22 protein-coding genes are annotated in these 21,792 nt (G+C 61.5%); 20 read left to right on the forward strand and 2 right to left on the reverse strand.

From position 1 onward, the window contains the following. Positions 1–12 precede the first annotated feature (12 nt). The 4 genes from RLEG4DRAFT_RS05680 to RLEG4DRAFT_RS05695 are packed head-to-tail and all read left to right on the forward strand — an operon-like array spanning position 13 to position 4,428. The gene (locus RLEG4DRAFT_RS05680; protein ID WP_003575971.1) at positions 13–927 is read left to right on the forward strand and encodes an ABC transporter permease; all 915 of its coding nucleotides are present in this window, start codon (positions 13–15) and stop codon (positions 925–927) included. A 9-nt stretch (positions 928–936) separates the two neighbouring features. Further along, complete coding sequence (locus RLEG4DRAFT_RS05685; RefSeq protein WP_003575972.1) at positions 937–1,857, forward strand: ABC transporter permease; 921 nt, start codon at positions 937–939, stop codon at positions 1,855–1,857. Beyond that, positions 1,850–3,484 (forward strand): ABC transporter ATP-binding protein, encoded by a 1,635-nt coding sequence (locus RLEG4DRAFT_RS05690; RefSeq protein WP_003575973.1) that lies wholly within the window; start codon positions 1,850–1,852, stop codon positions 3,482–3,484. Before RLEG4DRAFT_RS05685 ends, RLEG4DRAFT_RS05690 begins: the two co-directional genes overlap by 8 nt. Then, entirely contained in the window at positions 3,481–4,428 is a 948-nt protein-coding gene (locus tag RLEG4DRAFT_RS05695; RefSeq protein WP_003575974.1) for a 2-hydroxyacid dehydrogenase, read from the forward strand. Before RLEG4DRAFT_RS05690 ends, RLEG4DRAFT_RS05695 begins: the two co-directional genes overlap by 4 nt. A gap of 29 nt (positions 4,429–4,457) precedes the next feature. Here RLEG4DRAFT_RS05695 and RLEG4DRAFT_RS05700 read toward each other — a convergent pair whose 3' ends face one another. Continuing rightward, a complete protein-coding gene (locus RLEG4DRAFT_RS05700; protein WP_003575975.1) occupies positions 4,458–5,177 on the reverse strand; it encodes a GntR family transcriptional regulator in 720 nt (239 codons plus the stop codon). 143 nt (positions 5,178–5,320) lie between these two features. Here RLEG4DRAFT_RS05700 and araD point away from each other — a divergent pair, with 143 nt between their 5' ends. From araD to RLEG4DRAFT_RS05755, 11 genes are all read left to right on the forward strand, one after another. After that, the gene (gene araD, locus RLEG4DRAFT_RS05705; protein ID WP_003575976.1) at positions 5,321–7,057 is read left to right on the forward strand and encodes an L-arabinonate dehydratase; all 1,737 of its coding nucleotides are present in this window, start codon (positions 5,321–5,323) and stop codon (positions 7,055–7,057) included. A 10-nt stretch (positions 7,058–7,067) separates the two neighbouring features. Beyond that, positions 7,068–8,258 carry an L-talarate/galactarate dehydratase gene (locus RLEG4DRAFT_RS05710; protein ID WP_003575977.1) on the forward strand — a complete coding sequence of 397 codons (1,191 nt, stop codon included), beginning with the start codon at positions 7,068–7,070 and terminating at the stop codon, positions 8,256–8,258. Between the two features lie 22 nt (positions 8,259–8,280). Next, positions 8,281–8,991: a ribonuclease activity regulator RraA gene (locus tag RLEG4DRAFT_RS05715; RefSeq protein WP_003575979.1), complete on the forward strand. Its 711-nt coding sequence runs from the start codon at positions 8,281–8,283 to the stop codon at positions 8,989–8,991. Between the two features lie 63 nt (positions 8,992–9,054). Then, positions 9,055–10,572: an aldehyde dehydrogenase (NADP(+)) gene (locus RLEG4DRAFT_RS05720; RefSeq protein ID WP_003575980.1), complete on the forward strand. Its 1,518-nt coding sequence runs from the start codon at positions 9,055–9,057 to the stop codon at positions 10,570–10,572. 325 nt (positions 10,573–10,897) lie between these two features. Further along, complete coding sequence (locus RLEG4DRAFT_RS05725; RefSeq protein WP_003575982.1) at positions 10,898–12,418, forward strand: ABC transporter substrate-binding protein; 1,521 nt, start codon at positions 10,898–10,900, stop codon at positions 12,416–12,418. 59 nt (positions 12,419–12,477) lie between these two features. Beyond that, the gene (locus RLEG4DRAFT_RS05730; protein WP_171898181.1) at positions 12,478–13,539 is read left to right on the forward strand and encodes an Ldh family oxidoreductase; all 1,062 of its coding nucleotides are present in this window, start codon (positions 12,478–12,480) and stop codon (positions 13,537–13,539) included. Between the two features lie 185 nt (positions 13,540–13,724). After that, complete coding sequence (locus tag RLEG4DRAFT_RS05735; protein ID WP_003575986.1) at positions 13,725–14,015, forward strand: hypothetical protein; 291 nt, start codon at positions 13,725–13,727, stop codon at positions 14,013–14,015. 26 nt (positions 14,016–14,041) lie between these two features. Next, complete coding sequence (locus RLEG4DRAFT_RS05740) at positions 14,042–14,449, forward strand: hypothetical protein (protein WP_003575987.1); 408 nt, start codon at positions 14,042–14,044, stop codon at positions 14,447–14,449. Positions 14,450–14,516: 67 nt separating this feature from the next. Next, positions 14,517–14,765 (forward strand): hypothetical protein, encoded by a 249-nt coding sequence (locus RLEG4DRAFT_RS38490; protein ID WP_003575989.1) that lies wholly within the window; start codon positions 14,517–14,519, stop codon positions 14,763–14,765. Between the two features lie 301 nt (positions 14,766–15,066). Then, the gene (locus RLEG4DRAFT_RS05750; protein ID WP_037093443.1) at positions 15,067–15,297 is read left to right on the forward strand and encodes a hypothetical protein; all 231 of its coding nucleotides are present in this window, start codon (positions 15,067–15,069) and stop codon (positions 15,295–15,297) included. A 125-nt stretch (positions 15,298–15,422) separates the two neighbouring features. After that, positions 15,423–15,686 (forward strand): hypothetical protein, encoded by a 264-nt coding sequence (locus tag RLEG4DRAFT_RS05755; RefSeq protein ID WP_003575993.1) that lies wholly within the window; start codon positions 15,423–15,425, stop codon positions 15,684–15,686. 85 nt (positions 15,687–15,771) lie between these two features. On the opposite strand, the gene RLEG4DRAFT_RS05760 is transcribed toward RLEG4DRAFT_RS05755, so the two are convergent. After that, positions 15,772–16,842, reverse strand: coding sequence for a LacI family DNA-binding transcriptional regulator (locus tag RLEG4DRAFT_RS05760; RefSeq protein ID WP_003575995.1), 1,071 nt, complete (start codon positions 16,840–16,842; stop codon positions 15,772–15,774). Between the two features lie 182 nt (positions 16,843–17,024). Here RLEG4DRAFT_RS05760 and RLEG4DRAFT_RS05765 point away from each other — a divergent pair, with 182 nt between their 5' ends. From RLEG4DRAFT_RS05765 to RLEG4DRAFT_RS05785, 5 genes are all read left to right on the forward strand, one after another. Beyond that, positions 17,025–17,849 carry an ABC transporter substrate-binding protein gene (locus tag RLEG4DRAFT_RS05765; RefSeq protein WP_003575997.1) on the forward strand — a complete coding sequence of 275 codons (825 nt, stop codon included), beginning with the start codon at positions 17,025–17,027 and terminating at the stop codon, positions 17,847–17,849. Between the two features lie 78 nt (positions 17,850–17,927). Further along, entirely contained in the window at positions 17,928–19,466 is a 1,539-nt protein-coding gene (locus tag RLEG4DRAFT_RS48460; RefSeq protein WP_003576000.1) for an amino acid ABC transporter permease/ATP-binding protein, read from the forward strand. Between the two features lie 99 nt (positions 19,467–19,565). Then, on the forward strand, positions 19,566–20,702 hold the full coding sequence (locus tag RLEG4DRAFT_RS05775) for an NAD(P)/FAD-dependent oxidoreductase (protein ID WP_003576002.1): 1,137 nt from the start codon (positions 19,566–19,568) through the stop codon (positions 20,700–20,702). Between the two features lie 116 nt (positions 20,703–20,818). Then, entirely contained in the window at positions 20,819–21,328 is a 510-nt protein-coding gene (locus tag RLEG4DRAFT_RS05780; RefSeq protein ID WP_003576003.1) for a hypothetical protein, read from the forward strand. Between the two features lie 140 nt (positions 21,329–21,468). Further along, positions 21,469–21,720, forward strand: coding sequence for a hypothetical protein (locus RLEG4DRAFT_RS05785; RefSeq protein ID WP_003576004.1), 252 nt, complete (start codon positions 21,469–21,471; stop codon positions 21,718–21,720). The last annotated feature ends 72 nt before the right edge of the window (positions 21,721–21,792 follow it).

Consider the following 21,792-nt stretch of genomic DNA (forward strand, 5'->3'; position numbering starts at 1 on the left):
GGGAGGAGTGGCATGAAGAGTTTCATCGGCAAACGCGCGATCGCCAGCGGCGTATCGCTCGTGGTGCTTATCGTCATCGTCTTCTTCCTGTCCCGGCTGACCGGCGATCCGACCGACCTCTACCTTCCTATTGATGCAACCACGGACATGCGCCAGCAATTCCGTGAAATGAACGGGTTTAACGACCCGTTGATCATTCAGTTCGGCCGTTATGTCTCAGATCTCGCGCAGGGAAATTTCGGCCAGTCGCTGCGGCAGGCCCGTCCTGCCATGGATGTCGTCCTCGAGGCTTTCGTCTGGACCTTCTGGCTGGCTGTCATCACCATGGCGCTGGTCACCGTCGCTGCGATCGTCATTGGCTCGCTCGCAGCGTTTCGCGTCGGCGGCGTTTTCGACCGTCTCGCCACCTTCTTCTCGCTGATCGGCGCCGCGGCGCCTGATTTCTGGCTTGCCATCGTGGCGATCGTCATTTTCGCCGTCAAACTGCATGTCCTGCCGACATCGGGAACGGGAACTGTCTGGCATTGGGTGCTGCCGGTCAGCGTGCTGTTCATCCGGCCCTTCGGCCTGATCCTGCAGGTGGTGCGCGGTTCGATGATCAGCGTCCTGTCTTCCGCCTACGTGAAGACGGCTCGCGCCAAGGGTGTCCGTTCGAACTCGATTATCTTCGTTCACGGGCTGCGCAACGCCATGCTGCCGGTGATCACCGTCATCGGCGACCAGGCGGCCGCCATCCTGAACGGTGCCGTTGTCGTCGAGACGGTGTTTGGTTTTCCGGGAATCGGCAAGCTGATGATCGATTCCATCCTGCTTCGCGATTTCGCCGTCGTGCTGGCCGTCATCATGGTCTCGGCACTGGCGATCTTCATCATGAACCTGCTGATCGACATCGCCTATGCGCTGCTCGATCCGCGTATCCGGTATTGAGCGATGACGATGACCGACACGCAGATCCTCATCGAGAAAAAACCGACAGGCCCGATCGGCCGCTGGCTGAGCATGCTGTGGGCGGACAAGCTCGCCTTCTTCGCCGCGCTGTTCCTCCTGATCGTTCTTCTCTGCGCGCTGTTTGGGCCGTTTCTGCTGGAGAGCATCGCCACCAAGCAGAACCTGCGGGGCCGAAACGCGCCGCCGTTCGATATCACCCGCGGATTGCTTTACGTCCTTGGAGCCGATGCGCTGGGCAGGCCGCTTCTTGCCCGCGTCGTCGTGGCGGCGCAAAACACCATCCTGGTTGCCGCGGCGGCGGTGCTTGCATCATCTGTCGTCGGCACGGGGCTCGGACTGGTGGCGGGTTACAGCCGTTCTTCCGCCGCTCAATGGATCATGCGGCTCGGCGACGTCATCATGTCCTTCCCGTCGCTGCTTCTGGCGGTGATCGTGCTCTATATGCTCGAACCCTCGGTCACCAATATCGTCCTCGTCCTGGCGATCACCCGCATTCCCATCTATCTGCGCACCACCCGTGCCGAGGTGCTTGAGGTGCGCGAGCGGATGTTCGTGCAGGCGGCGAAGGTCATGGGAGCATCCTATTGGCGTATCGTCTTCCATCACATCCTGCCGGTGATCTTTCCGACGCTGGTGACCATCGCGACGCTTGATTTCGCCTTCGTCATGCTGGCCGAATCCTCGCTGTCCTTCCTTGGGATCGGCATTCAGGCGCCTGAGATCACCTGGGGTCTCATGGTTGCCCAGGGGCGGCCCTATCTCACCAATGCCTGGTGGCTGTCCTTCTGGCCGGGCCTCGCGATCATCCTGACGACGCTGTCGCTCAACCTTCTGTCGAACTGGCTGCGCATCGCGCTCGATCCGACGCAACGCTGGCGCCTTGAAATGAGGGGCAGGAAAAATGGCTGAACATCTTCTGGAAGTGCGCGACCTCTCGGTCGAGTTCCACACGGTCAGCGGCACCGTCAAGGCTGTGCAAGACGTCAGCTGGCATCTCGATCGCGGCGAGACGCTGGCGATCCTCGGGGAAAGCGGTTCGGGCAAGTCGGTATCCGCCTCGGCGATCATGAACCTGATCGACATGCCACCCGGCAAGATCACCAGCGGCACCATTCTGCTCAATGGGCGCGACATGCTGGAAATGACGCCCGAGGAGCGGCGTTCGATCAACGGCGCCAGGATCGCCATGATCTTTCAGGACCCGCTGGCCCATCTGAACCCGGTCTACACGGTCGGCTGGCAAATCACCGAGATGATGACCACGCATGGTCAGTCCGCAGAGCAGGCCCGTGCCAGGGCGCTTGAACTCCTGCAGCGGGTCGGCATCATCGATCCGCAGGCGGCAATGCGGAAATATCCGTTCCAGTTCTCCGGCGGGCAGCGGCAACGCCTGATGATCGCCATGGCGATCGCCTGTAAGCCCGATATCCTGATTGCAGATGAACCCACCACTGCGCTCGATGTTACGGTGCAGGCGCAGGTGCTCGAACTGCTGCAGGAATTGCAGCAGGAAACCGGAATGGGCCTGCTGCTGATTACCCACGATCTCGGCGTCGTGGCCGAGATCGCCGACCGGGTCGTGGTGATGAATGCCGGCTGTATCGTCGAAACGGGCAATGCGGGCGAAATCTATCGCAACCCGCAGAACCCCTATACCAAGAAGCTGATTGCAGCCGCGCCCGGCAAGGGCGCGATGGCACAGGAGCGTGACCGGCAGGGAGAACCGCTGCTGCGCGCCATCGGCTTGAAGAAGAGTTTCGGCGCATTCCAGGCGCTGAAAGGCGTCGACGTCGTCATCATGCCCGGCGAAACCGTTGCTGTCGTCGGTGAGAGCGGTTCCGGCAAGTCGACGCTTGCCCGGGCGATCGTTCGCCTCGACGATCCGCAGGAGGGCCAGGTCCTCTACCGCGGCAACGATCTGCTGGCGATGTCGCCGAGGGAAATATTCGGGCTGCGTCGCGATTTGCAGATGGTCTTTCAGGACCCGACGCAGTCGCTGAATCCGCGGATGAGCGTGTTCCGGCTGATCTCCGAGGCCTGGGTCATTCACCCCGATATCCTGCCGAAAGCGAGATGGAAGGAGAGGGTGGCCGAGTTGCTGGTCAAGGTTGGCCTGAAGCCTGAGATGGCCGACCGGTATCCGCATCAATTTTCCGGCGGCCAGCGCCAGCGCATCGCGATTGCTCGCGCGCTGGCGATGGAGCCGAAACTGATCATCTGCGACGAGGCGGTTTCGGCGCTCGACGTGTCGATCCAGGCGCAGGTGATTGCCTTGCTCGAAGGCCTGCGCCGCGAGTTCGGCCTGTCCTATCTCTTCATTGCACACGACCTTCCGGTGGTTCGCGATTTCGCCGATCGTGTCATCGTCATGAAGGCCGGCGAGATTGTCGAGGAGGGGCCGGTGGCCCAGATCTTCAACGCGCCGTCGCACCCCTACACCCAGGCGCTGCTTGCCGCCAGCCTCGATCCCGATCCCGAGATTCAGGCCACGCGCCGCGCCGCCCGTCTCCAACAGGAAGGACTTGTTCCCGCATGAAGCCCGATGTCATCGTCGCCTATCCGCTCCGGCCCCGTCAGATGGCAATGTTGGAGGACATCTATACGCTGCACCGGCTGGATCTTGCACAAGGAGAGCAACGGGATGCTCTGCTTGAGAAAGCCGGCCCGATCTGCACGGCGCTGGTCTGCAACGGCCATGTGACGATCGACGAGGTGCTGCTTGCGAAATTGCCGGCACTGAAGCTGGCCGCCTGTTCCTCGGCGGGTTACGACCAGATGGATGTCGAGGCGATGACGCGGCGCGGCATCAAGCTCACCAACACCTCCGAAGTGCTTTGCGACGACGTTGCCGACACGGCGCTGCTTTTGATGCTGGCGGCGCGCCGGCGCCTGCCGGAAGGCGATCGTTATGTGCGTTCCGGCGACTGGGGGAAGAAAGGCATGATGCCGCTGACGACGTCGACCTCGGGCAAAAGGGCCGGCATCGTTGGCCTCGGCCGCATAGGCATGGCGATTGCCAGGCGCTGCGAGGCTGTCGGGTTGACGGTCGGCTATTATGGGCGGACGAAAAAAGCCGATAACGAGTTTGCCTATTTCGCCGACCCGGTAAAACTGGCCGACTGGGCCGATATCCTGATCGTGGCGACGCCGGGCGGGCCCTCGACCGAAGGCTTGATTTCGGCTGAGGTGCTGAATGCGCTCGGACCGGCGGGCAGTTTCATCAACATTGCCCGCGGCACCGTGGTCGATGAGCCGGCCCTGATCGCGGCCTTGCAGGAAGAGCGGATCGCTTCGGCCGGCATCGATGTCTACCTGAACGAACCCAATCCCGATCCGCGCTTGGCAGCACTCGACAACGTCGTGCTCTATCCCCATCACGCCAGCGGTACCGAGGAAACGCGCGACAGGATGGCGCAATTGACCGTCGACAACCTTGCCGCCTTCTTCGCAGGCAGGCCGTTGCTGACGCCGGTCAATTGATTCAGGCGCAAATCCCCGGCGCGGACGGTTCAGACGAAGTAATCGGGAAACTCCTTACGGAGCTCTTCGACTTTTGCGACGGTCTGGCTGAGATGCTCACGGATCGCATCGACGGCACCCTGTTCGTCACGGGCGGCAATGGCGTCGATGATGGCGTGGTGACCATCGAGGATGCTCATGATCTTGCCCTTTTCGGGCAGATGCAGACGACGAATGCGCTCGAGATGGCCGGATCGCTCGCGAACCAGCTGATGCAGGCTGCTGCGTTTGGCGCCGGCGAACAATGTCTGGTGAAAGAGCTCGTCGAGCTCCTGGAAGATGGCAATCTGATCGACATCGTCGGCGACTGCCGACTGCATTTTGATGATCGAGCGGGCGCGGGTGATGACGCTCGGGTCCGGGTCCGGATCGGTCGCGAGGCGGCGGCAGACTTCCGATTCCAGTGCGACGCGAAGGAAATGCGCCTCGTAAATTTGCAGGACGTCGATCCTGGTGACCACAGTGCGGGACTGCGGATAAATGCGAACCAGACCTTCCTGTTTGAGGAGCTGCAACGCGTCACGAATGGGAGTCTGGCTGACTTCATAAGTCTCGGTCAGCTCGGTGCGCGACAGCGTGGTGTCCGGCGGCAGCTGAATGGTGATGATGCGTTTTCTGAGATCATCATAGACCCGCTGGACCGTGCTGCCGGCCGCGACCGGAAAGCCGGGTGCAGTCAGGCCGAATGTGGAAGCGAACTGGGAATTCATGTGAGGCAATCCTTTCACTCCATTCATAGCTTTGCACGACCTAATGCACAAGAATGCAAAGTTGCCGTTGATATATATGGGAAACTAAAATATCAGTTGAGGGAGTGTACGGAGATGAGCGCTCAAAAAGATGGGAGAAAGCCGTGACTGCTAGGAAAACTTACGAGCAATTGCGGTCGGCCCGATGGATGCTGCCGGATGACCAGCGCTCGTTCGGTCACCGGTCGCGGACCATGCAGATGGGTTATGCGCCGGAGGATTGGCGGGGAAAGCCGATCATTGCCGTCATCAATACCTGGTCCGATGCCCAGCCCTGCCACATGCATTTCCGCGAGCGTGCCGAATGGGTGAAGCGCGGAATTCTTCAGTCGGGCGGGTTCCCCATGGAGCTGCCCGCGCTTTCTCTTTCCGAAAACTTCGTCAAGCCGACCACCATGCTCTATCGCAATATGCTGGCGATGGAGACCGAGGAGCTGTTGCGGAGCCATCCTGTCGACGGCGCCGTGCTGATGGGTGGCTGCGACAAGACGACACCGGGTCTCGTTATGGGCGCCGTCAGCATGGGGATTCCCTTCGTTTATCTTCCGGCCGGCCCGATGCTTCGCGGCAATTATGCCGGCAAGACCCTGGGCTCCGGGACCGATGGTTTCAAATATTGGGACGAGCGGCGTGCCGGCACGATCACCAAGGAGGAGTGGCAGGGCATCGAAGGCGGAATTGCCCGCAGCTATGGCCATTGCATGACCATGGGCACGGCCTCGACGATGACAGCGATCGCCGAGGCCATGGGATTGACGCTGCCGGGCGCGTCCTCGATTCCGGCAGCCGACGCCAACCACCAGCGCATGTCGGCAGCCTGTGGCCGCCGGATCGTCGATATGGTGTGGGAGGACCTGACGCCGGACCGGATCATCACGGAGGCCGCGGTCCAAAATGCCGTCACCGTCGCCATGGCGACTGGCTGTTCCACCAACGCGATCATTCACCTGATCGCCATGGCGCGGCGCGCCGGCGTGCCGCTGGAGCTCGATGACCTCGATCGCATTGGTCGCACGACACCGGTGCTGGCCAACATCCGGCCGTCTGGTTCGACCTACCTGATGGAGGATTTCTTTTATGCCGGTGGCTTGCGGGCGCTGATGAAGCAGCTCGGCAACAAGCTCGATCCAACCGCGATTACCGTCACGGGAAAACCTCTGATAGACGGCCTCGACCAGGTGAAGATCTACAATGACGACGTCATCCGGCCACTGTCGAACCCGGTCTATCACGAAGGCTCGCTGGCCGTGCTGAAGGGAAACCTGTGTCCCGATGGCGCGGTCATCAAGCCGGCGGCTTGCGACCCGAAATTCCATCGCCATCGCGGTCCGGCGCTGGTTGCCGACAGCTATGCCGAGATGAAGAAGATTATCGACGATCCGGATTATCCGCTGACGCCGGACACCGTGCTGGTGCTCCGCAATGCCGGCCCCCAGGGCGGGCCCGGCATGCCGGAATGGGGCATGATCCCGATGCCGAAGGCGCTGCTGAAGCTCGGCCTGCGCGACATGGTGCGCATCTCGGATGCCCGCATGTCCGGAACCAGCTTCGGCGCCTGCGTACTGCATGTCGCACCGGAATCCTATATCGGCGGGCCGCTGGCATTGCTGAGAACGGGGGACATGGTCGAGCTTGATATTCCCTCACGCAGCCTCAATATGCTGGTTTCCGAAGAGGAGATCGCGGCGCGGCGGACCGCCTGGGTGGCGCCGACGCGGCATTATGAGCGCGGTTATGGCTTCATGTTCTCCAGCCATATCGAGCAGGCCGACAAAGGCTGCGACTTCGACTTCCTGACGACGGAATTCGGTGGCAAGACGCCTGAGCCGGCTATCAACTGAGGGAACCACGATGTTTGATCCCAATAGACGCACGATCCCCGCACAACCACCCAAGGCTGGCTTGGCTACCGGCCCGGCCAAGCTGGACGCCATCCGATCGGTCACGCTGTCGCTCGCCTATCTGCCGCTGGCGCGGCCGATCAGCGACGCCAAGGTTTTGACGGGCCGGCAGAAGCCGCTGACGGAAGTGGCGTTTCTGTTTTGCGAGATCGTCTCCGAAGCTGGCCATAGTGGCCTCGGCTTCAGTTACTCGAAGCGGGCAGGCGGGCCTGCCCTTTATGCACATGCCTGCGAGATTGCCGACAACCTGATCGGCGAAGATCCCAACGATACAGCACGGATATGGGACAAGCTCTGCTGGGCAGGGGCCTCGGTCGGCCGCTCCGGCATTGCGACGCAGGCAATTGCCGCCATCGACATCTGCCTCTGGGACCTGAAGGCGAAACGGGCCGGCCTGCCGCTTGCGAAACTGCTGGGCGCCCATCGCGATAGCGTCGCCTGCTACAACACTTCAGGCGGTTTCCTGTCGTCGAGCGTTGAGGAAATCCGTGATGCCATCGATCACTCGATCGCCTCCGGTATCGGCGGCATCAAGATCAAGGTCGGGCAGCCGGATCCGATGATCGACCTTCGCCGGCTGGATGCGGTGACCAGCCATATCGATGGCCGTGTACCGCTTATGGTCGATGCGAACCAGCAATGGGACCGCACGACGGCGTTGCGCTTCGGCCGGCTGGTCGAGCCGCTCAATCTTGAATGGATCGAAGAACCGCTCGATGCCTATGACGCCGAGGGCCATGCCGCGCTGGCGCGCGAACTCGCCACGCCGATCGCCACCGGCGAGATGCTGGCAAGCGCCGACGAGCACATGGCCCTGATCCGCGCCGATGCGGTCGACTTCATTCAGCCGGATGCGCCCCGGGTCGGCGGCATCACGCCCTTTCTGCGCATCTGCACGCAGGCCGAGGCCAAACGTATGCGCCTGGCGCCGCATTTCGCCATGGAAATCCATCTGCACCTGGCGGCCGCCTATGCGCACGAGCCCTGGGTGGAGCATTTCGATTGGCTGGCGCCGCTGTTCAACGAGCAGCTCGACATCAAGGACGGCCGGATGATCGTGCCCGCACGTCCGGGGCTCGGCTGCAGCCTGACGGGCAAAGCCCGTGACTGGACAGTGGAAAAGCACAGCTTCGGCCTTTGAATTTGAACGAGGAGAAGGAAATATGAATCCCGCAACCCGTGAAAAGCTGACGGGTGTCTCCGTCGCGACGCTCTGCTCAGCGCTGTTCAAGCGCGGCCTGAGAAACCAGACGATCCAGGATGTTCGACCGGTGCAGCCGAAAGGCCGCAATATGGTCGGGCCGGCCTTCACCCTGCGTTACATGCCGGCGCGCGAGGACCGCAACGCCATGAACGTCTTTCGCAACCCCAAACATCCGCAACGGCTGGCCATCGAGACCTGCCCCGAAGGCCATGTACTGGTGATGGACAGCCGCAAGGATCCGCGCGCAGCCTCCGCCGGCGACATCCTGATTACCCGACTGATGATGCGGGGCGGGGCCGGCGTCGTCACCGACGGCGGCTTCCGCGACGCCATGACCATCGGCGGCCTCGAGATGCCCGCCTATCACCATCGTCCCTCCAGCCCGACGAATCTCACGTTGCATGAGGCGATCGACATCAACGTACCGATTGGTTGCGGGGATGTGGCGGTCTTCCCGGGCGATATCATGGTCGGCGACGACGACAGCGTGATCGTCATCCCGGCTGAGATCGCCGACGAGATCGCCGATGAAGCCGTCGAAATGACCGCATACGAGGACTTCGTCACCGAACGGGTAAAGCAGGGACATACGATCATTGGCCTCTACCCGGCCACCGATGAAAGCAATTTGACGCTCTTTGCCGCGTGGCGGAAGGTGAATGGCCGCTAAAGCGGCGCATCTTGCGCGATCACCGTACAAGGACGGAGCGAGGCTCCGTCAAGGAGGATAACAATGAGCTGGACCCCTTCAGGCAGGCATTTCATCGCCGGCGAGTGGATTGCCGGAACGACGACATTTCGGTCCGAGCCTGCGCACGGGCAGGCACACGACTTCGCCGTTGGTACAACGGAACTGGTCGACCGCGCCTGCCGCGCCGCCGAAGCGGCATTCGCTGCCTATTCAGCAAAGACACGTGAGGAGCGCGCCATCTTCCTCGAGACAATCGCCGAGGAGATCGACAGACGCGGCGAGGCCGTCACCCTGATCGGAACTGAGGAAACCGGGCTTCCGGAAGGTCGGCTCAACGGCGAGCGTGCCCGCACCACCGGCCAGCTCAAGCTTTTTGCCGAGCATATCCGCAAGGGCGAACATCTCGACGCGCGTATCGATGCAGCACTTGCCGACCGGCAACCGGCGCCGCGGCCCGAGATCCGTCTGGTGCAGCGTCCGATCGGCCCGATCGCCGTCTTCGGCGCCTCGAATTTTCCGCTGGCATTCTCGACGGCCGGCGGTGATACGGCAGCCGCGCTTGCCGCCGGCTGCCCTGTGGTGGTGAAGGGACATTCAGCCCATCCCGGCACAGGTGAGATCATTGCCGAGGCGATCGCCGCTGCGATCGAACGCACCGGCATGCCGGCCGGCGTCTTCAGCCTGATCCAGGGAGGGCGCCGTGATGTCGGAACGGCTCTGGTGACGCATCCCGCCATCAAGGCCGTCGGCTTTACCGGATCGCTTGCCGGCGGCCGTGCGCTCTTCGACCTCTGTGCCCAGCGCCCTGAGCCCATTCCCTTTTTCGGTGAACTCGGCAGCGTCAATCCGATGTTCCTGCTGCCGGCTGCCACTGCTGCCCGGGCGGAGGCAATCGGTTCGGGCTGGGCCGGCTCACTCACGCTTGGCGCCGGCCAGTTCTGCACCAAACCCGGTATTGCCGTCGTCCTCGACGGGCCGGAGGCCGACAGGTTCATCGGTGCCGCCAAGTCGGCGCTCGAAAAGGTGGCGCCGCAGACGATGCTGACCAACGGCATCGCCACCGCCTATCACGAAGGTGTCGACCGCATGCGGGCAAGCAATGCCGTCGCGCCGGTTCTTGCGACAGAGAGTACGGGCCGGGATGCAGTTCCGAACCTGTTCGAGACCAATGGCTCGGCCTGGCTTGCCGATCACTCGCTCAGCGAAGAGGTGTTCGGTTCTCTCGGCCTGGTGGTGCGCGTCAACTCGCCGGGAGAGATGGTCAGCCTTGCCGAGAGCTTCCAGGGTCAGCTGACCGCGACGATCCATATGGACGACGCAGATCTTGGCCTTGCCCGCGACCTGCTGCCGATCCTTGAAAGGAAGGCGGGCAGATTGCTGGTCAATGGCTTCCCAACCGGCGTCGAGGTTGTCGATTCCATGGTGCATGGCGGACCTTACCCGGCTTCGACCAATTTCGGTGCGACCAGCGTCGGGACCATGTCGATCCGTAGGTTTCTGCGCCCCGTCGCCTACCAGAATTTCCCCGCCGGCCTGTTGCCCCAAGATCTGCGCAACTGAGGCCGTGCCCAATGGATCGCCGCGGCGAAACTTCGCCAGATCATTCGCCGGCTGCGAGGTAGGACCAAGGCGTGAGCCGCGGACCGACCTTACCCGTGACAAGGTCGAAATGATCTGCGGCCTCGCTTCGGCAGCCTAAAAATTGAGCGTTCAGACAGTCTTAAGGCCCGCGCTTGGGGCGCCGCGCTTGATCGCACTTCTCAACTAGTATATTAGTGCGCTTATGCATTAGATTGGCCCTCGCAGGAGGAGGCGAGGGCCGGACCACCGAAAGAGAAGACGAATTGCTGGAAGGAGCGCCGAGGGCGCATGGGAGGAGAACGAAATGAAACTTCATTTGGTAGCAGCCTGCTTTTCAACCGCGGTGATCGGGTTGAGCATAGGCTCGGCTCACGCTGAAGATGCGAAGAGCAACGTCACTGTTGTGCTTGCCGAAACCGTCGATGTCGTCGAGCCCTGCATGGCAGCGCGCCAGGACGTCGGCCGGGTCATTTCTGAAAACGTCAACGAGATGTTGGTGGAATTCGACTACGTCAAGGGTGGCCTCAAACCCCGTCTGGCGACGGAATGGTCTAAGATCGACAACGACACCTGGGAGTTCAAGCTGCGCCCGAATGTCAAATGGCACGACGGCAAGCCGTTCACTGCCAAGGATGTCCAGTTCACGATCGAGCGCAACAAGAACAAGAAACTCAGCTGTGAGACCGGCGGCAAATATTTCGGCGGCACGGAATTCAGTTTCGAGACGCCGGATGCCAACACGATCCGCATTACCACTAAACCGGCGCAGCCAATTCTTCCGTTGCTGATGACGGTGATGGCCGTGGAGCCGGCCGAAGCGACGCCAGCAGACGAGTTCACCCGCAAGCCGATCGGCACCGGCCCCTATACGTTCGACAAATGGGAGATCGGCCAGTCGATCGTGCTGAAGCACAATCCGGACTATTGGGGGGAGAAGCCGCAGGTGGAGCAGGCGACCTACCTGTTCCGCTCAGACAGTGCTGTCGCGGCCGCCATGGTCGATGCCGGCGAAGCCGATATCGTTCCGGCCGTATCGGTACAGGATGCCACCAACAAGGAAACCGATTTCGCCTATCCAAATTCGGAGACCACATCGCTGCGCATCGATACCCGCGCAGCGCCGCTCAACGACCGGCGTGTACGCGAAGCGATGAACCTCGCCATCGATCGTCAGGCAATGCTCGGAACCCTGTTTCCCGAACAGGCAAAGATCGCCACACAGCTCGTCGTGCCGACCACGATCGGTTACAATGCCGATATCCAGGCCTGGCCCTACGATCCCGAAAAAGCAAAGGAATTGGTCAAAGCGGCGAAAGCTGACGGTGTTCCGGTCGATCAGCAGATCCGCATCATCGGCCGCAACGGGCAATATCCCAACGCCACCGAAGCCATGGAAGCGATGATGGCCATGCTTCAGGACGTCGGCTTGAACGTCAAGCTCGACATGTACGACGTTTCCGTGTGGAACGGCTATTTCGTTGCCCCTTTCGTCGCCGATTCCGGTCCGACTTTGACCCAGTCGCAACACGACAATGCGACCGGCGATCCCGTCTTCACCGCATTCGTGAAATATGCGAGCGACGGCTCTCACTCCATGGTTCGGGATCCCGCGGTCGATGCCCTGATCGCAAAGGCGACCTCGGCAACCGGCGACGAGCGCACAAAACTCTGGAAGGAGCTGTTCGCCAAGGTGAACACCGAGATCATCGCCGATATTCCGATGTTCCACATGGTCGGTTTCACCCGCGTTTCGTCGCGTCTCGACTTCAAGCCGACGATCGCAACGAATTCCGAACTGCAGCTGTCGCAGATCCGCTTCAAGTAACCTTGCGGACTTGAGCGCGGGCCTCCTGTGGCCCGCGCTTTCCACGCCCTGACGGACGGATGCCCATGCCTCTGATTGATCGCATTGCCCTCACCCAATTCGCCGAGCAGATTTTGACCCGCGCCGGGATGGAGCCCGACAAGGCCGAAACCACGGCCGCCGTCCTGGTGGAAGGCGACATGATCGGCCACGAGACGCATGGCGTCAGTCTGCTGAATTGGTATGTCGAAGCGTTGGAGGAGGGTTCGCTGGCGAAGTCGGGCAGCTACGAGGTGGTCAATGACCGCGGCGCAGCCTTTGTCTGGGACGGCAAATCCTTGCCAGGCGCATGGCTTTTGACCAAGGCGATCGAGCAAGCCTGTGAACGCGTGCGCGATCATGGCGTCGTCACTGCGGCAATCCGAAACTGCCACCATACCTGCGCTCTGTCAGCCTTCATGCGCCAGGTTACCGAGCAGGGACTGATCGTGCAGCTGTCGGTGTCGCATCCCGCGGCAAGCCGCGTCGCGCCCTATGGCGGCACCAAGCCGCTCCTGACGCCGAACCCGATGGCGGCGGGTTTCCCGACATCCACGGATCCGATCCTGATCGACGTCTCGGCTTCGATCACCACCACGACGATGACGCAAAACCTGGCGAAAGCAGGCAAGAAGTTCCCCGAGGCTTGGGCTTTCACCGCCGCAGGCGAGCCGACCGATGATCCGCGCGAGGTGACGGAACGTGGCGGGACGATGATGCCCCTTGGCGGCCAGCTGAAGGGACACAAGGGCTTTGGGCTCGGGCTGATCGTCGAATTGCTGGGACAGGGGCTTTCCGGCAAGGGGCGGGCAAACGCGTCGCATGGTGTGTTTTCGCAGAGCGCTTTTCTGCAGGTTATCGACCCCGCCTTTTTCGCCGGGCTGGATGCTTTTACGGCGCAGTCCGATTTCCTCGCCTCCGCATGCCGCAGCAATCCGCCGGCGTCCTGGAACAACGGCCCGGTCCGCATGCCGGGTGATAGCGCGGCACGAAAGCGTCGTCTGGCGTTGCAAGAAGGCGTGCCTGTCGGGGAGGTGGCTTGGGAGAAACTCCGTGAACACGCCACGATCCTGGGCTTGCCCATTCCTGGTGTCGCCGTCTGACGACATCTCTAAAGGCCGGCCTCGAGCCATGCCGATCCCACGTTTGATCCACAAGTCGAGCGTCACGACGTTCCGAGCGACTTGTTCCCACGCCTTCTGCCGATTCTGGAACAATGTCTGCCTTCCCTTGTTACATTGGCGATAAAGTCAGTGACGCGCAAAGGACGGGACAGCTGGAGGTTTCAATGAACCGGAGCATGGGATTTGGGCTGGTCTTTGCCGTTATTCTGACGGGCTGTACGACCGGCGCGGGCTATTACTCGTCGGGGGGATTGGCCCCCATTCCCGGCAGCATCACGTATAATGGTCAGCCTCGCACGAAGTTGACGAAATCGCCCGTGGGTTCGTCCTTCCCGCACAGCTTCACCGATCAATGGGGACGTCAGGTCGAGGAAATTTACATCATCCAGCCTGACCGGAGCTTGCTGATCGCCGCGCGTCACTACCGGCCGGTCTTCTCGTTCGACGACGACTAGAACAGGTTAGGGAAGGAGAATTGAACATGCCGCGACGCAAGAGCACTGAGACGATGACCCTCGACACCCAAGGCGCCAAGATTGGCGAGCCGGTGCCGAAAGCCGTCATCGATACGAACACGGCCTCTGTCGGCGTTCCCCGACAGCCTGATCACGGCCTGCAGGAAGAGTTGAACACGCTGCGACAGCAAATCGACGCCCTCCAGCAACAGATCCTCGATGGCGCTCGATCGGTAGAGGCAGGTGCCCGAAAAGCAATGCGTCAGACGGAAGCGACGGTGAAGCTCTATCCGGTCTCGACTCTCCTCATCGTTGCGGCTGCTGTGGGTGCATTCGCCTTCGCTGCACGCAGTGCCTCTCCGCCGCGCCGTCGCCATCAACCGGCGCTGCGCGAGTTGAGGGATCTTTACGAGACTATCCGCGAGCGCATCTGACAAGATTTCGGGATTGTCAGCATCCCGATTATGCCCGACACTTGCTCATCCAAGCGGGGGCAGCTGCATGCTCGACATCATCATACGACGCGCTCTTGATATAGTCGGGCGCACGGAGCGCCTGATCGAGGCCAGCAGGCGGCTGTTGGACAGTGAGGGGCTTGATGAAGTCGAGGTATACGAACTCGATTACGAGATCGAACGGCTCGGTGATGCGGTCTTCTTCGTCGGCGAAGCTATTCGGTCGCTCGCACGCACCGTCGAATGCTGGCCGCAGGCCGCCCAAGCCCATGGGATACATGGAACATTGCACTGATGGGCTGTCGTTTCCCCGGGGCATGATTCGCAATACCTGTGCCGGACAGGTTTTCGGCCGGCGATCTGCATGTCACGCCGATGTCACGCGACCATGGAAGCAATATGTGCTTGATCGGCATCGGTAGGGTGAGGCCAAGCTCAGGTCGCCGGTTCGATCGCCGGAGCTGACCGCTTGGTCGCTTGGTCGATTTTTGAGCGCATTGGAGATACTCGATGAGGGATGTGTTGCCAACTATCACACGTGTCCTGAGCCGGGGACGGCCGGGCCGATACTGCTATTGCTTTGCCGGGGCATCACGATGAGCTCGAAGCGCTCCAGGCGAAAGTCTCAGGCCCACGAATTCATCTTTCCGGTTCACACCCGCACGATCGCCCAGATCAGGTACGATAGCCTCAGCCGCGTCATGACGGTGGTCTATCACGACGGCCGCACTACGACGACCACTGGCATACAGGGCCCGGCGATGCTGAGGATCCTTGCCCAGCGTCCGCTCGAGCGCTCTCCTTTTCTGTTGCAGACGGTCATCTGAGCGGAAAGCCAATTTCGACTGCCGTGCGCGGATAAGGCATCCGCGTGTTAAATCGGCCTGGTCATGCATCCATTTCCCGCGGGCTGCGTTCATCTCCAACAGCCAGATCCACGGAGGGAATGCCGATGACCTTTCCACCGCCGAAAACCGAAGCGCCTGTGCAACGCTTCAAAGAGGCGACCGATGCCGCGCGCGACGCCTTGGAAAGATTGATTGCCGCCGCCAATGAAGCCGGATGGGCAACCGAAGAGATAACTGCGGCGCTGCTTGAAGCTGCACAGTTTCTACGCGACGCCAACAAGAAAGATCCCGATCCGGCCGATGACCCCGTTATCAGTGATGCATCTGCCAGGCAGGAGCAGATTGGTCATGGCGAGCTCTACGATTAGAGGAATTCAGGGGAAAGTGCCAAGCGGTTTCCCGTGCGAAATTGCGTAAAACAAAAGGCTAGAGCGAGCGGCTTGAGCCCGGCTCTCACCGGTCGATCGTTGCAACGGAGCCGCGCACGACAAGGCGCGTGGTAACGCGCAGCCGTTCGACGGCAAGAGGGATGCGTTCGATCCGAGCAACGAGTCGTTCTCCCGCGAGTTTGCCAAGCTCATAGACGCGCTGGTCAACGATTGTGATCGGTGGAACGGTGACGCTGGTCCAGTCGGCGTCCAGAAAAGAAATCATCGAGATATCCCGGGGTATCGACAGGCCCAGCGTTTGCAGCGACTTGAAAATGCGCAGACCCACCAGACTGTCGGATGCCATCAGCGCCGACGGCGGCGATGTCTCTGAGAGCAAGCGTTTAATCACCGCATCCGTCTGCTGCTGGTTCGTGGCGCCGAGCCTGATAAAATGAAGAGGGTTCGGCGAACCCGCCTCGGTCAGGACGGTCACGAAGCCTTCAACTCGTTCGCGCACGGCGGAATTTGAGATCCGTCCGATATCGGTGAGCCCGCCGTCCTCGGCGTCCATGGCGGAGACATAGGCGAGGCGGCGATGTCCTTGATCGATGAGGTACCGGGTCGCGGTGATCGCCGCGTCACGGTCATCCCCCGTCACGGCGTCGACATCAAGTTCCGGGATGGCCCGGTCGAACAGAACCAGTGGCACGCCGGCGCGGCGGACGTGCTGCAGGTGATCGAGGCGGTCGCAGCGTGCCGGCGTGACGATCAGGCCATCGACGCGCTTGCCTATCAGAAGGTCGACGGCGGATCTTTCGGCATCAAGCTGTTCCCCCGAATTGGCGATGATGACGTTGAAGCCCGCGAGGCGGGCCGCATCGCTGATGCCGCGCACCGCCAAGCTGAAGAATGCGTTCTCGATATCGCCGACAACCACGCCGATGATGCCGGACCGTCCGGTGCTCATGCTGCGGGCGAGTTCGTTTGGACGGTATTCGAGCGCAGTTGCGGCGGCCATGACCTGGTCTGTGATCTTGGCGCTGACCACGCCGTAGCCGCCGAGCACGCGGGCGGCCGTCGCCTTTGAGACTTTTGCGGCCTTCGCGACGTCGGCGACCGTGACTGACCGTTTCTGATTGGCGGAATCTTCCATGCGTTGAGGACTACAAGAGTTGTTGACGACCGGTCAATTGACAGATATCAAATATGTTGTGAGACCGGTCTCTTTACAGGGGAGACCGGTATCTTGTACTCAAAGCCCCGCCGCGGCCACGCGGTGGGCAGGGCAGCAAGGCGTGCCGATAAGAGCATTTCCTTTCAGAGCGGAGAACGAAGATGAAGCTTTTTGAATTTGCGGCCACCCTCGCTCGATTGTGGGCCGGCGTATTGACGTGCCTTCTTGCGTTGGGGGCAGGTTCCGCGGCCGCGGCCGACAATCCCTATAACCTCATCCAACCCGGTGTGATCAGCGTCGGCACGATGGGTGATGCCAAGCCTTATACGTTCGCGACGGCAGACGGCCAGTTCACGGGTTTCGATATCGAGCTGTTTCTCAACGTCGTCTCCCGCCTTGGTTTCCCCAAAGATAAGGTGACGTTCACCGGCCAGGAATTTTCGGCACTGTTGCCGTCGGTGGCAAACGAACGGTTCGACGTTGCCGTTGCGGCGATCGGTACCACCGAACCCCGCAAGAAGACCGTCGACTTTTCCGACGGCTATCTTGCCGGTTATCTCTCGGTCTTGACCGCCGATGCCGGCATCAAGGATGCCGGTGGCCTCAAGGGCAAGCGTCTCGGCGTCGTGCAAGGGACGTTGCAGGAAATCTATGCGGCCAAGAATTTCGGTGAAACCGATCTCGTAAAATTTCCCGACAACAATTCCGCCGTGGCCGCCCTCAACAACCAAACGGTCGATGCGCATTTTCTCGACTACGAGGCCGCCAAACAATATGGCGAGCGTTATCCTGCGTTGAAGATTGCGGTAAACATCCCGTCCTTCGATGCGCCGGCGGGCTTTGTGATCCGGAAGGGAAATGATGCCTTACGCACGGCTTTAAACGGCGCCCTTCACGATGCGATGCAGGACGGCACCTGGAAGACCCTTTATGAAAAGTGGTTCCCAGGCTCGCCGATGCCGGACCAGTATCTTCCCAAGAAGTGAGGCCGCAAGCCGGCCGCCCTTAGCGGCCGGCTGACCTCCGCGGCGCCATGCCCGGCACGGGGTTTAATGGGGATATCGATGGACTGGCTTGAAAATCTGCGCCGCAGCTTCCTGGATTGGGACGCCATGGCGGAAGTGCTGCCGAGCATGATTAGCGTAGGCCTGAAGAACACCCTGATCCTGGCTGCCGCCTCGACCGTACTCGGCGTCGTCATCGGCATGGTTCTTGCTGTGATGGGCATCTCGCAGTCCCGCTGGCTGCGGTTGCCGGCGCGCATCTACACCGATGTCTTTCGCGGGTTGCCGGCGATCGTCACGATCCTGATCATCGGTCAGGGTTTTGCCCGGATCGGGCGGGAGTTCTTCGGTCCGTCGCCGTTCCCGCTCGGCATCCTGGCGCTCAGTCTGATCGCCGGCGCCTATATCGGCGAAATCTTCCGATCGGGCATCCAAAGCGTCGAGCGCGGTCAGATGGAAGCCTGCCGGGCGCTCAGCATGAGCTACGGGCAGGGCATGCGCCTGATCGTCATCCCGCAAGGCATCCGGCGCGTTCTGCCGGCGCTGGTCAATCAATTCATAGGAAACGTCAAGGATTCGAGCCTCGTTTATTTCCTGGGATTGCTTGCCTCCGAGCGGGAGATCTTCCGCGTCGGTCAGGATCAAGCCGTCGTCACCGGCAATCTGTCGCCCTTGTTGCTGGCCGGCGTCTTCTATCTCGTCATCACAGTGCCGCTCACCCACTTCGTAAACTACGTCGACGCGAGACTGCGCCTGGGAAAACAAGGCCGCGGCTCGGGTGTTGCGAGCGGATTGGTCGAGGTGAGCGAGCTGCAAACCGCTGTCGGCCGGCAGCCCGCGACCAAATCTGTCGCGGAGACGGAACCGCGCTTCAAGGGCGGCGCTCTGAATATCCGTGGCCTCAGCATGGCCTATGGCGATCTGGACGTGCTGAAGGGTGTCGATCTCGACATCGCCGCCGGTACTGTCACCTGTATCATTGGCCCCTCCGGCTCGGGAAAATCGACGCTGCTGCGGGGCATAAACAGGCTGGTGGAACCGAAAGGCGGCGACATCCTGCTCGATGGCGAAAGCATTCTGGCCATGAAAGCGGAGCGGTTGCGCCGGCGCGTGGGGATGGTGTTCCAGCACTTCAACCTGTTTCCCGATCACACCGCGCTTGAGAACGTCATGCTTTCACTGACGGAGATCAAGAAGTTGCCGAAGCAGGAGGCGCGGCGCATCGCCGAGGCGCGTTTGGCCGAGGTCGGTCTTGCAGAGCGCAGGGATCATCGCCCGGCAGGTCTGTCGGGCGGGCAGCAGCAGCGTGTCGCCATCGCGCGTGCGCTCGCCATGGATCCGGAGGTCATCCTGTTCGACGAAGTGACGAGTGCGCTCGATCCCGAACTGGTAAAGGGCGTTCTCGACCTGATGGCGGCTCTCGGCCGCCAGGGCATGACGATGGCAGTGGTGACGCATGAGATGGGGTTTGCGCGCAGGGCGGCCGACCAGGTCGTCTTCATGGATGAGGGCCGCATCGTCGAAGCCGGCTGCCCGGAGCAAATATTTGACAACCCCAAAAGCGAGCGGCTGAAGCGCTTCCTTGCGGAAGTCCTCTGAAATGCCTGAGGCTACGCAGAGTGCAGCCCCGGTCGTCTTTAGGCCGGGTGCGCCGAATTTCGTTCGATCAAGCAAGAGCAAGGAAACAAGGTTATCGACATGAACGCTTCCACCAAACCCTCAAAGGTCGTCGTCATCGGTGGCGGAATCTTTGGCGTCTCGACGGCCGTTCATCTGGCGCGGCTCGGAATTCGCACCCTGCTGATCAATGACGGCCCTCTGGCCAACGGCGCCTCCGGCCGGTCGCTCGCCTGGCTCAACTCGGCGCGCAAACGCTCCGATGCCTACCACCGGCTGCGTTTGGCCGGCATGGATCGCTATCGCACTCTGGCCGCTGGACATCCCGATGCGCCGTGGCTCCGCTTCGATGGTGGCCTGACATGGGATGCGGACGATGCCGACAACGAGATCGCCGAGGTCTTCGACTATGAGCGCGATCTCGGCTATCACGCGCAATGGGTCGCTCCGGAAAAGATTGCCGCGGTCACGCCGGGCGTCGATGCGAGTGCCGTGACGCCGCAAGGCGCGATCTTCAACCCTGGCGAGGGCTGGGTCGATCTTCCTTCCTTGATCGCCATGCTCGCGGAAGAGTTCCGGGCGCTCGGTGGTGAGATCGTCACGGATGTCGAGCGCGCGACGGTTGATATCGAAGGCGGGCGGGTCCGTGGCGTGATAACGGCGGATGGCAAGCGCCGCGATGCGGATGCTGTGCTTCTCGCTGCGGGCGGCGACGTCCCGGCAATCGTCGCCGAAGCCGGCCTGCATATCGACGATGCAACGCCGGTCGCTCTTCTCGTCCGGACCAAGCCGATCCGTCATCCGCTGAAAGCCGTGCTCAACACACCTCGCGTCGCCATCCGGCGGACGCCCGCCGGCGGCTTCGCGCTCGACTCCGCCTGGTCCGAGGAGGAGGTCGGCGTGAAGCCCGACGGCAGCTATGAAGTCAGGCAATCGACGCTGGAGAGGCTGCTGCGCGAGGCTTCGAAGGTGCTCGAAGGCAATCCGACGCTGGAGATCGAAGATTATCGGGTCGGCCCGAAGCCCATTCCGGGTGACGGCGAACCGGTCTTCGGCGAACTGCCGTCCATTCCGGGTTATTTCGTCGCCTTCAGTCATAGCGGCGCCACCCTCGGCCTGATTGCCGGCGAATTGCTGGCGGACGAGATCGGCACCGGACGCCGCCATCCGTTGCTGGCGGAGTTTCGGCCGGAGCGTTTCGGCGCGTCGCGACGATGACGGCCCTGGCGGGAGCGGAGGTCCGACCCGGCGCCGTTTTGAACGGAGGGCGGCGGCCGATGCATCCTTCTGAGCCGTCGAGCGTTCTATCGCCAGGGAATAACTGGAGATGCATTATGTTCAAGGACGAACTCGGGGACATCGGCACAAATAAGGATATGGGCGACAATGCCGGTACCGCACCGGCTGCCTTCGAAGAGGCGAACGCCAATCCTGATCTCATCAGACGTGAGGGCTTCGCGAGCGAGGCCGACTATCGGGCGTATCTTACGACACTCGGCGGTCATGTTCCTGTTGAAGGCATCATCGAGGATGACCTCCTGGTCTCCGATGATCCTGCCCTGGAAGGCCGTCTGCGAGACCTAAGAGAAGAACTCGAAAACCTCCGTGCTCGCCTTCATGTGATCCAACGTCAGGCGGCGACTGTCGTTGCGGAGAACCTCCGGTGGGCAGATGCCAGCGCTCATGCGCAGCTTGGCACTCAGCCCTGGCTTAAGCTGGCAGGCGCAATGGCAGTAACATTCGTGGCCACCAAAGCCGTCAGGCAGCTTCCTTTGGGGACTTTGACGACGACGGCGATGCCCTTGGTCGTTGCTGCCATGAATCGGAAGTTCGTCAGAAGATGACGCCGGAGGCGCGGCGGTCTCGGACAAAGTGCTTTGTTCGTTAATTCGGTTCGGCCAATCAGGTCTACAATCGTTTTGAAGCGGGCGCCATGTTCTCGCCGAAGTATTAGTGACATCTTATATCCGCAAGGGAGATGAACATGCCTGGACATGACGACCGCTATGTCGAGATTACCACCCGTCTTCGCTCGGTAAGGTCGTTCTGCGAGTTCCTCTCGCAGGGCGGAACCGTCCGCGTCGCCTTGTCGGACGGCGCGCCCTATAAGGATGTGACCGCCGTTCTCCTAGAACGGAACCGCAAAGAGGCCGAAGCACTCGACCGCGTAAGGCGGCAGCTCTACCCGGATCTTGTGGATGAAGAGGTGGCGCCGCCGCTCTACAGTCGTCACTGACGCGTGCCGCGCATTGTGAGCAGGCGACATAATTGGAACTGGTCGATCGGCGGGGGCAGCGTCGTCGTTTCG

This window comes from Rhizobium leguminosarum bv. trifolii WSM2297 (genome assembly GCF_000271845.1).

Bases quoted from the DNA above. Each gene is read 5' to 3' on its own strand.
- RLEG4DRAFT_RS05680 (WP_003575971.1), top strand. From the start codon at position 13: ATGAAGAGTTTCATCGGCAAACGCGCGATCGCCAGCGGCGTATCGCTC.
- RLEG4DRAFT_RS05685 (WP_003575972.1), top strand. From the start codon at position 937: ATGACCGACACGCAGATCCTCATCGAGAAAAAACCGACAGGCCCGATC.
- RLEG4DRAFT_RS05690 (WP_003575973.1), top strand. From the start codon at position 1,850: ATGGCTGAACATCTTCTGGAAGTGCGCGACCTCTCGGTCGAGTTCCAC.
- RLEG4DRAFT_RS05695 (WP_003575974.1), top strand. From the start codon at position 3,481: ATGAAGCCCGATGTCATCGTCGCCTATCCGCTCCGGCCCCGTCAGATG.
- RLEG4DRAFT_RS05700 (WP_003575975.1), bottom strand. From the start codon at position 5,177: ATGAATTCCCAGTTCGCTTCCACATTCGGCCTGACTGCACCCGGCTTT.
- RLEG4DRAFT_RS05710 (WP_003575977.1), top strand. From the start codon at position 7,068: ATGTTTGATCCCAATAGACGCACGATCCCCGCACAACCACCCAAGGCT.
- RLEG4DRAFT_RS05715 (WP_003575979.1), top strand. From the start codon at position 8,281: ATGAATCCCGCAACCCGTGAAAAGCTGACGGGTGTCTCCGTCGCGACG.
- RLEG4DRAFT_RS05720 (WP_003575980.1), top strand. From the start codon at position 9,055: ATGAGCTGGACCCCTTCAGGCAGGCATTTCATCGCCGGCGAGTGGATT.
- RLEG4DRAFT_RS05725 (WP_003575982.1), top strand. From the start codon at position 10,898: ATGAAACTTCATTTGGTAGCAGCCTGCTTTTCAACCGCGGTGATCGGG.
- RLEG4DRAFT_RS05730 (WP_171898181.1), top strand. From the start codon at position 12,478: ATGCCCATGCCTCTGATTGATCGCATTGCCCTCACCCAATTCGCCGAG.
- RLEG4DRAFT_RS05735 (WP_003575986.1), top strand. From the start codon at position 13,725: ATGAACCGGAGCATGGGATTTGGGCTGGTCTTTGCCGTTATTCTGACG.
- RLEG4DRAFT_RS05740 (WP_003575987.1), top strand. From the start codon at position 14,042: ATGCCGCGACGCAAGAGCACTGAGACGATGACCCTCGACACCCAAGGC.
- RLEG4DRAFT_RS38490 (WP_003575989.1), top strand. From the start codon at position 14,517: ATGCTCGACATCATCATACGACGCGCTCTTGATATAGTCGGGCGCACG.
- RLEG4DRAFT_RS05750 (WP_037093443.1), top strand. From the start codon at position 15,067: ATGAGCTCGAAGCGCTCCAGGCGAAAGTCTCAGGCCCACGAATTCATC.
- RLEG4DRAFT_RS05755 (WP_003575993.1), top strand. From the start codon at position 15,423: ATGACCTTTCCACCGCCGAAAACCGAAGCGCCTGTGCAACGCTTCAAA.
- RLEG4DRAFT_RS05760 (WP_003575995.1), bottom strand. From the start codon at position 16,842: ATGGAAGATTCCGCCAATCAGAAACGGTCAGTCACGGTCGCCGACGTC.
- RLEG4DRAFT_RS05765 (WP_003575997.1), top strand. From the start codon at position 17,025: ATGAAGCTTTTTGAATTTGCGGCCACCCTCGCTCGATTGTGGGCCGGC.
- RLEG4DRAFT_RS48460 (WP_003576000.1), top strand. From the start codon at position 17,928: ATGGACTGGCTTGAAAATCTGCGCCGCAGCTTCCTGGATTGGGACGCC.
- RLEG4DRAFT_RS05775 (WP_003576002.1), top strand. From the start codon at position 19,566: ATGAACGCTTCCACCAAACCCTCAAAGGTCGTCGTCATCGGTGGCGGA.
- RLEG4DRAFT_RS05780 (WP_003576003.1), top strand. From the start codon at position 20,819: ATGTTCAAGGACGAACTCGGGGACATCGGCACAAATAAGGATATGGGC.
- RLEG4DRAFT_RS05785 (WP_003576004.1), top strand. From the start codon at position 21,469: ATGCCTGGACATGACGACCGCTATGTCGAGATTACCACCCGTCTTCGC.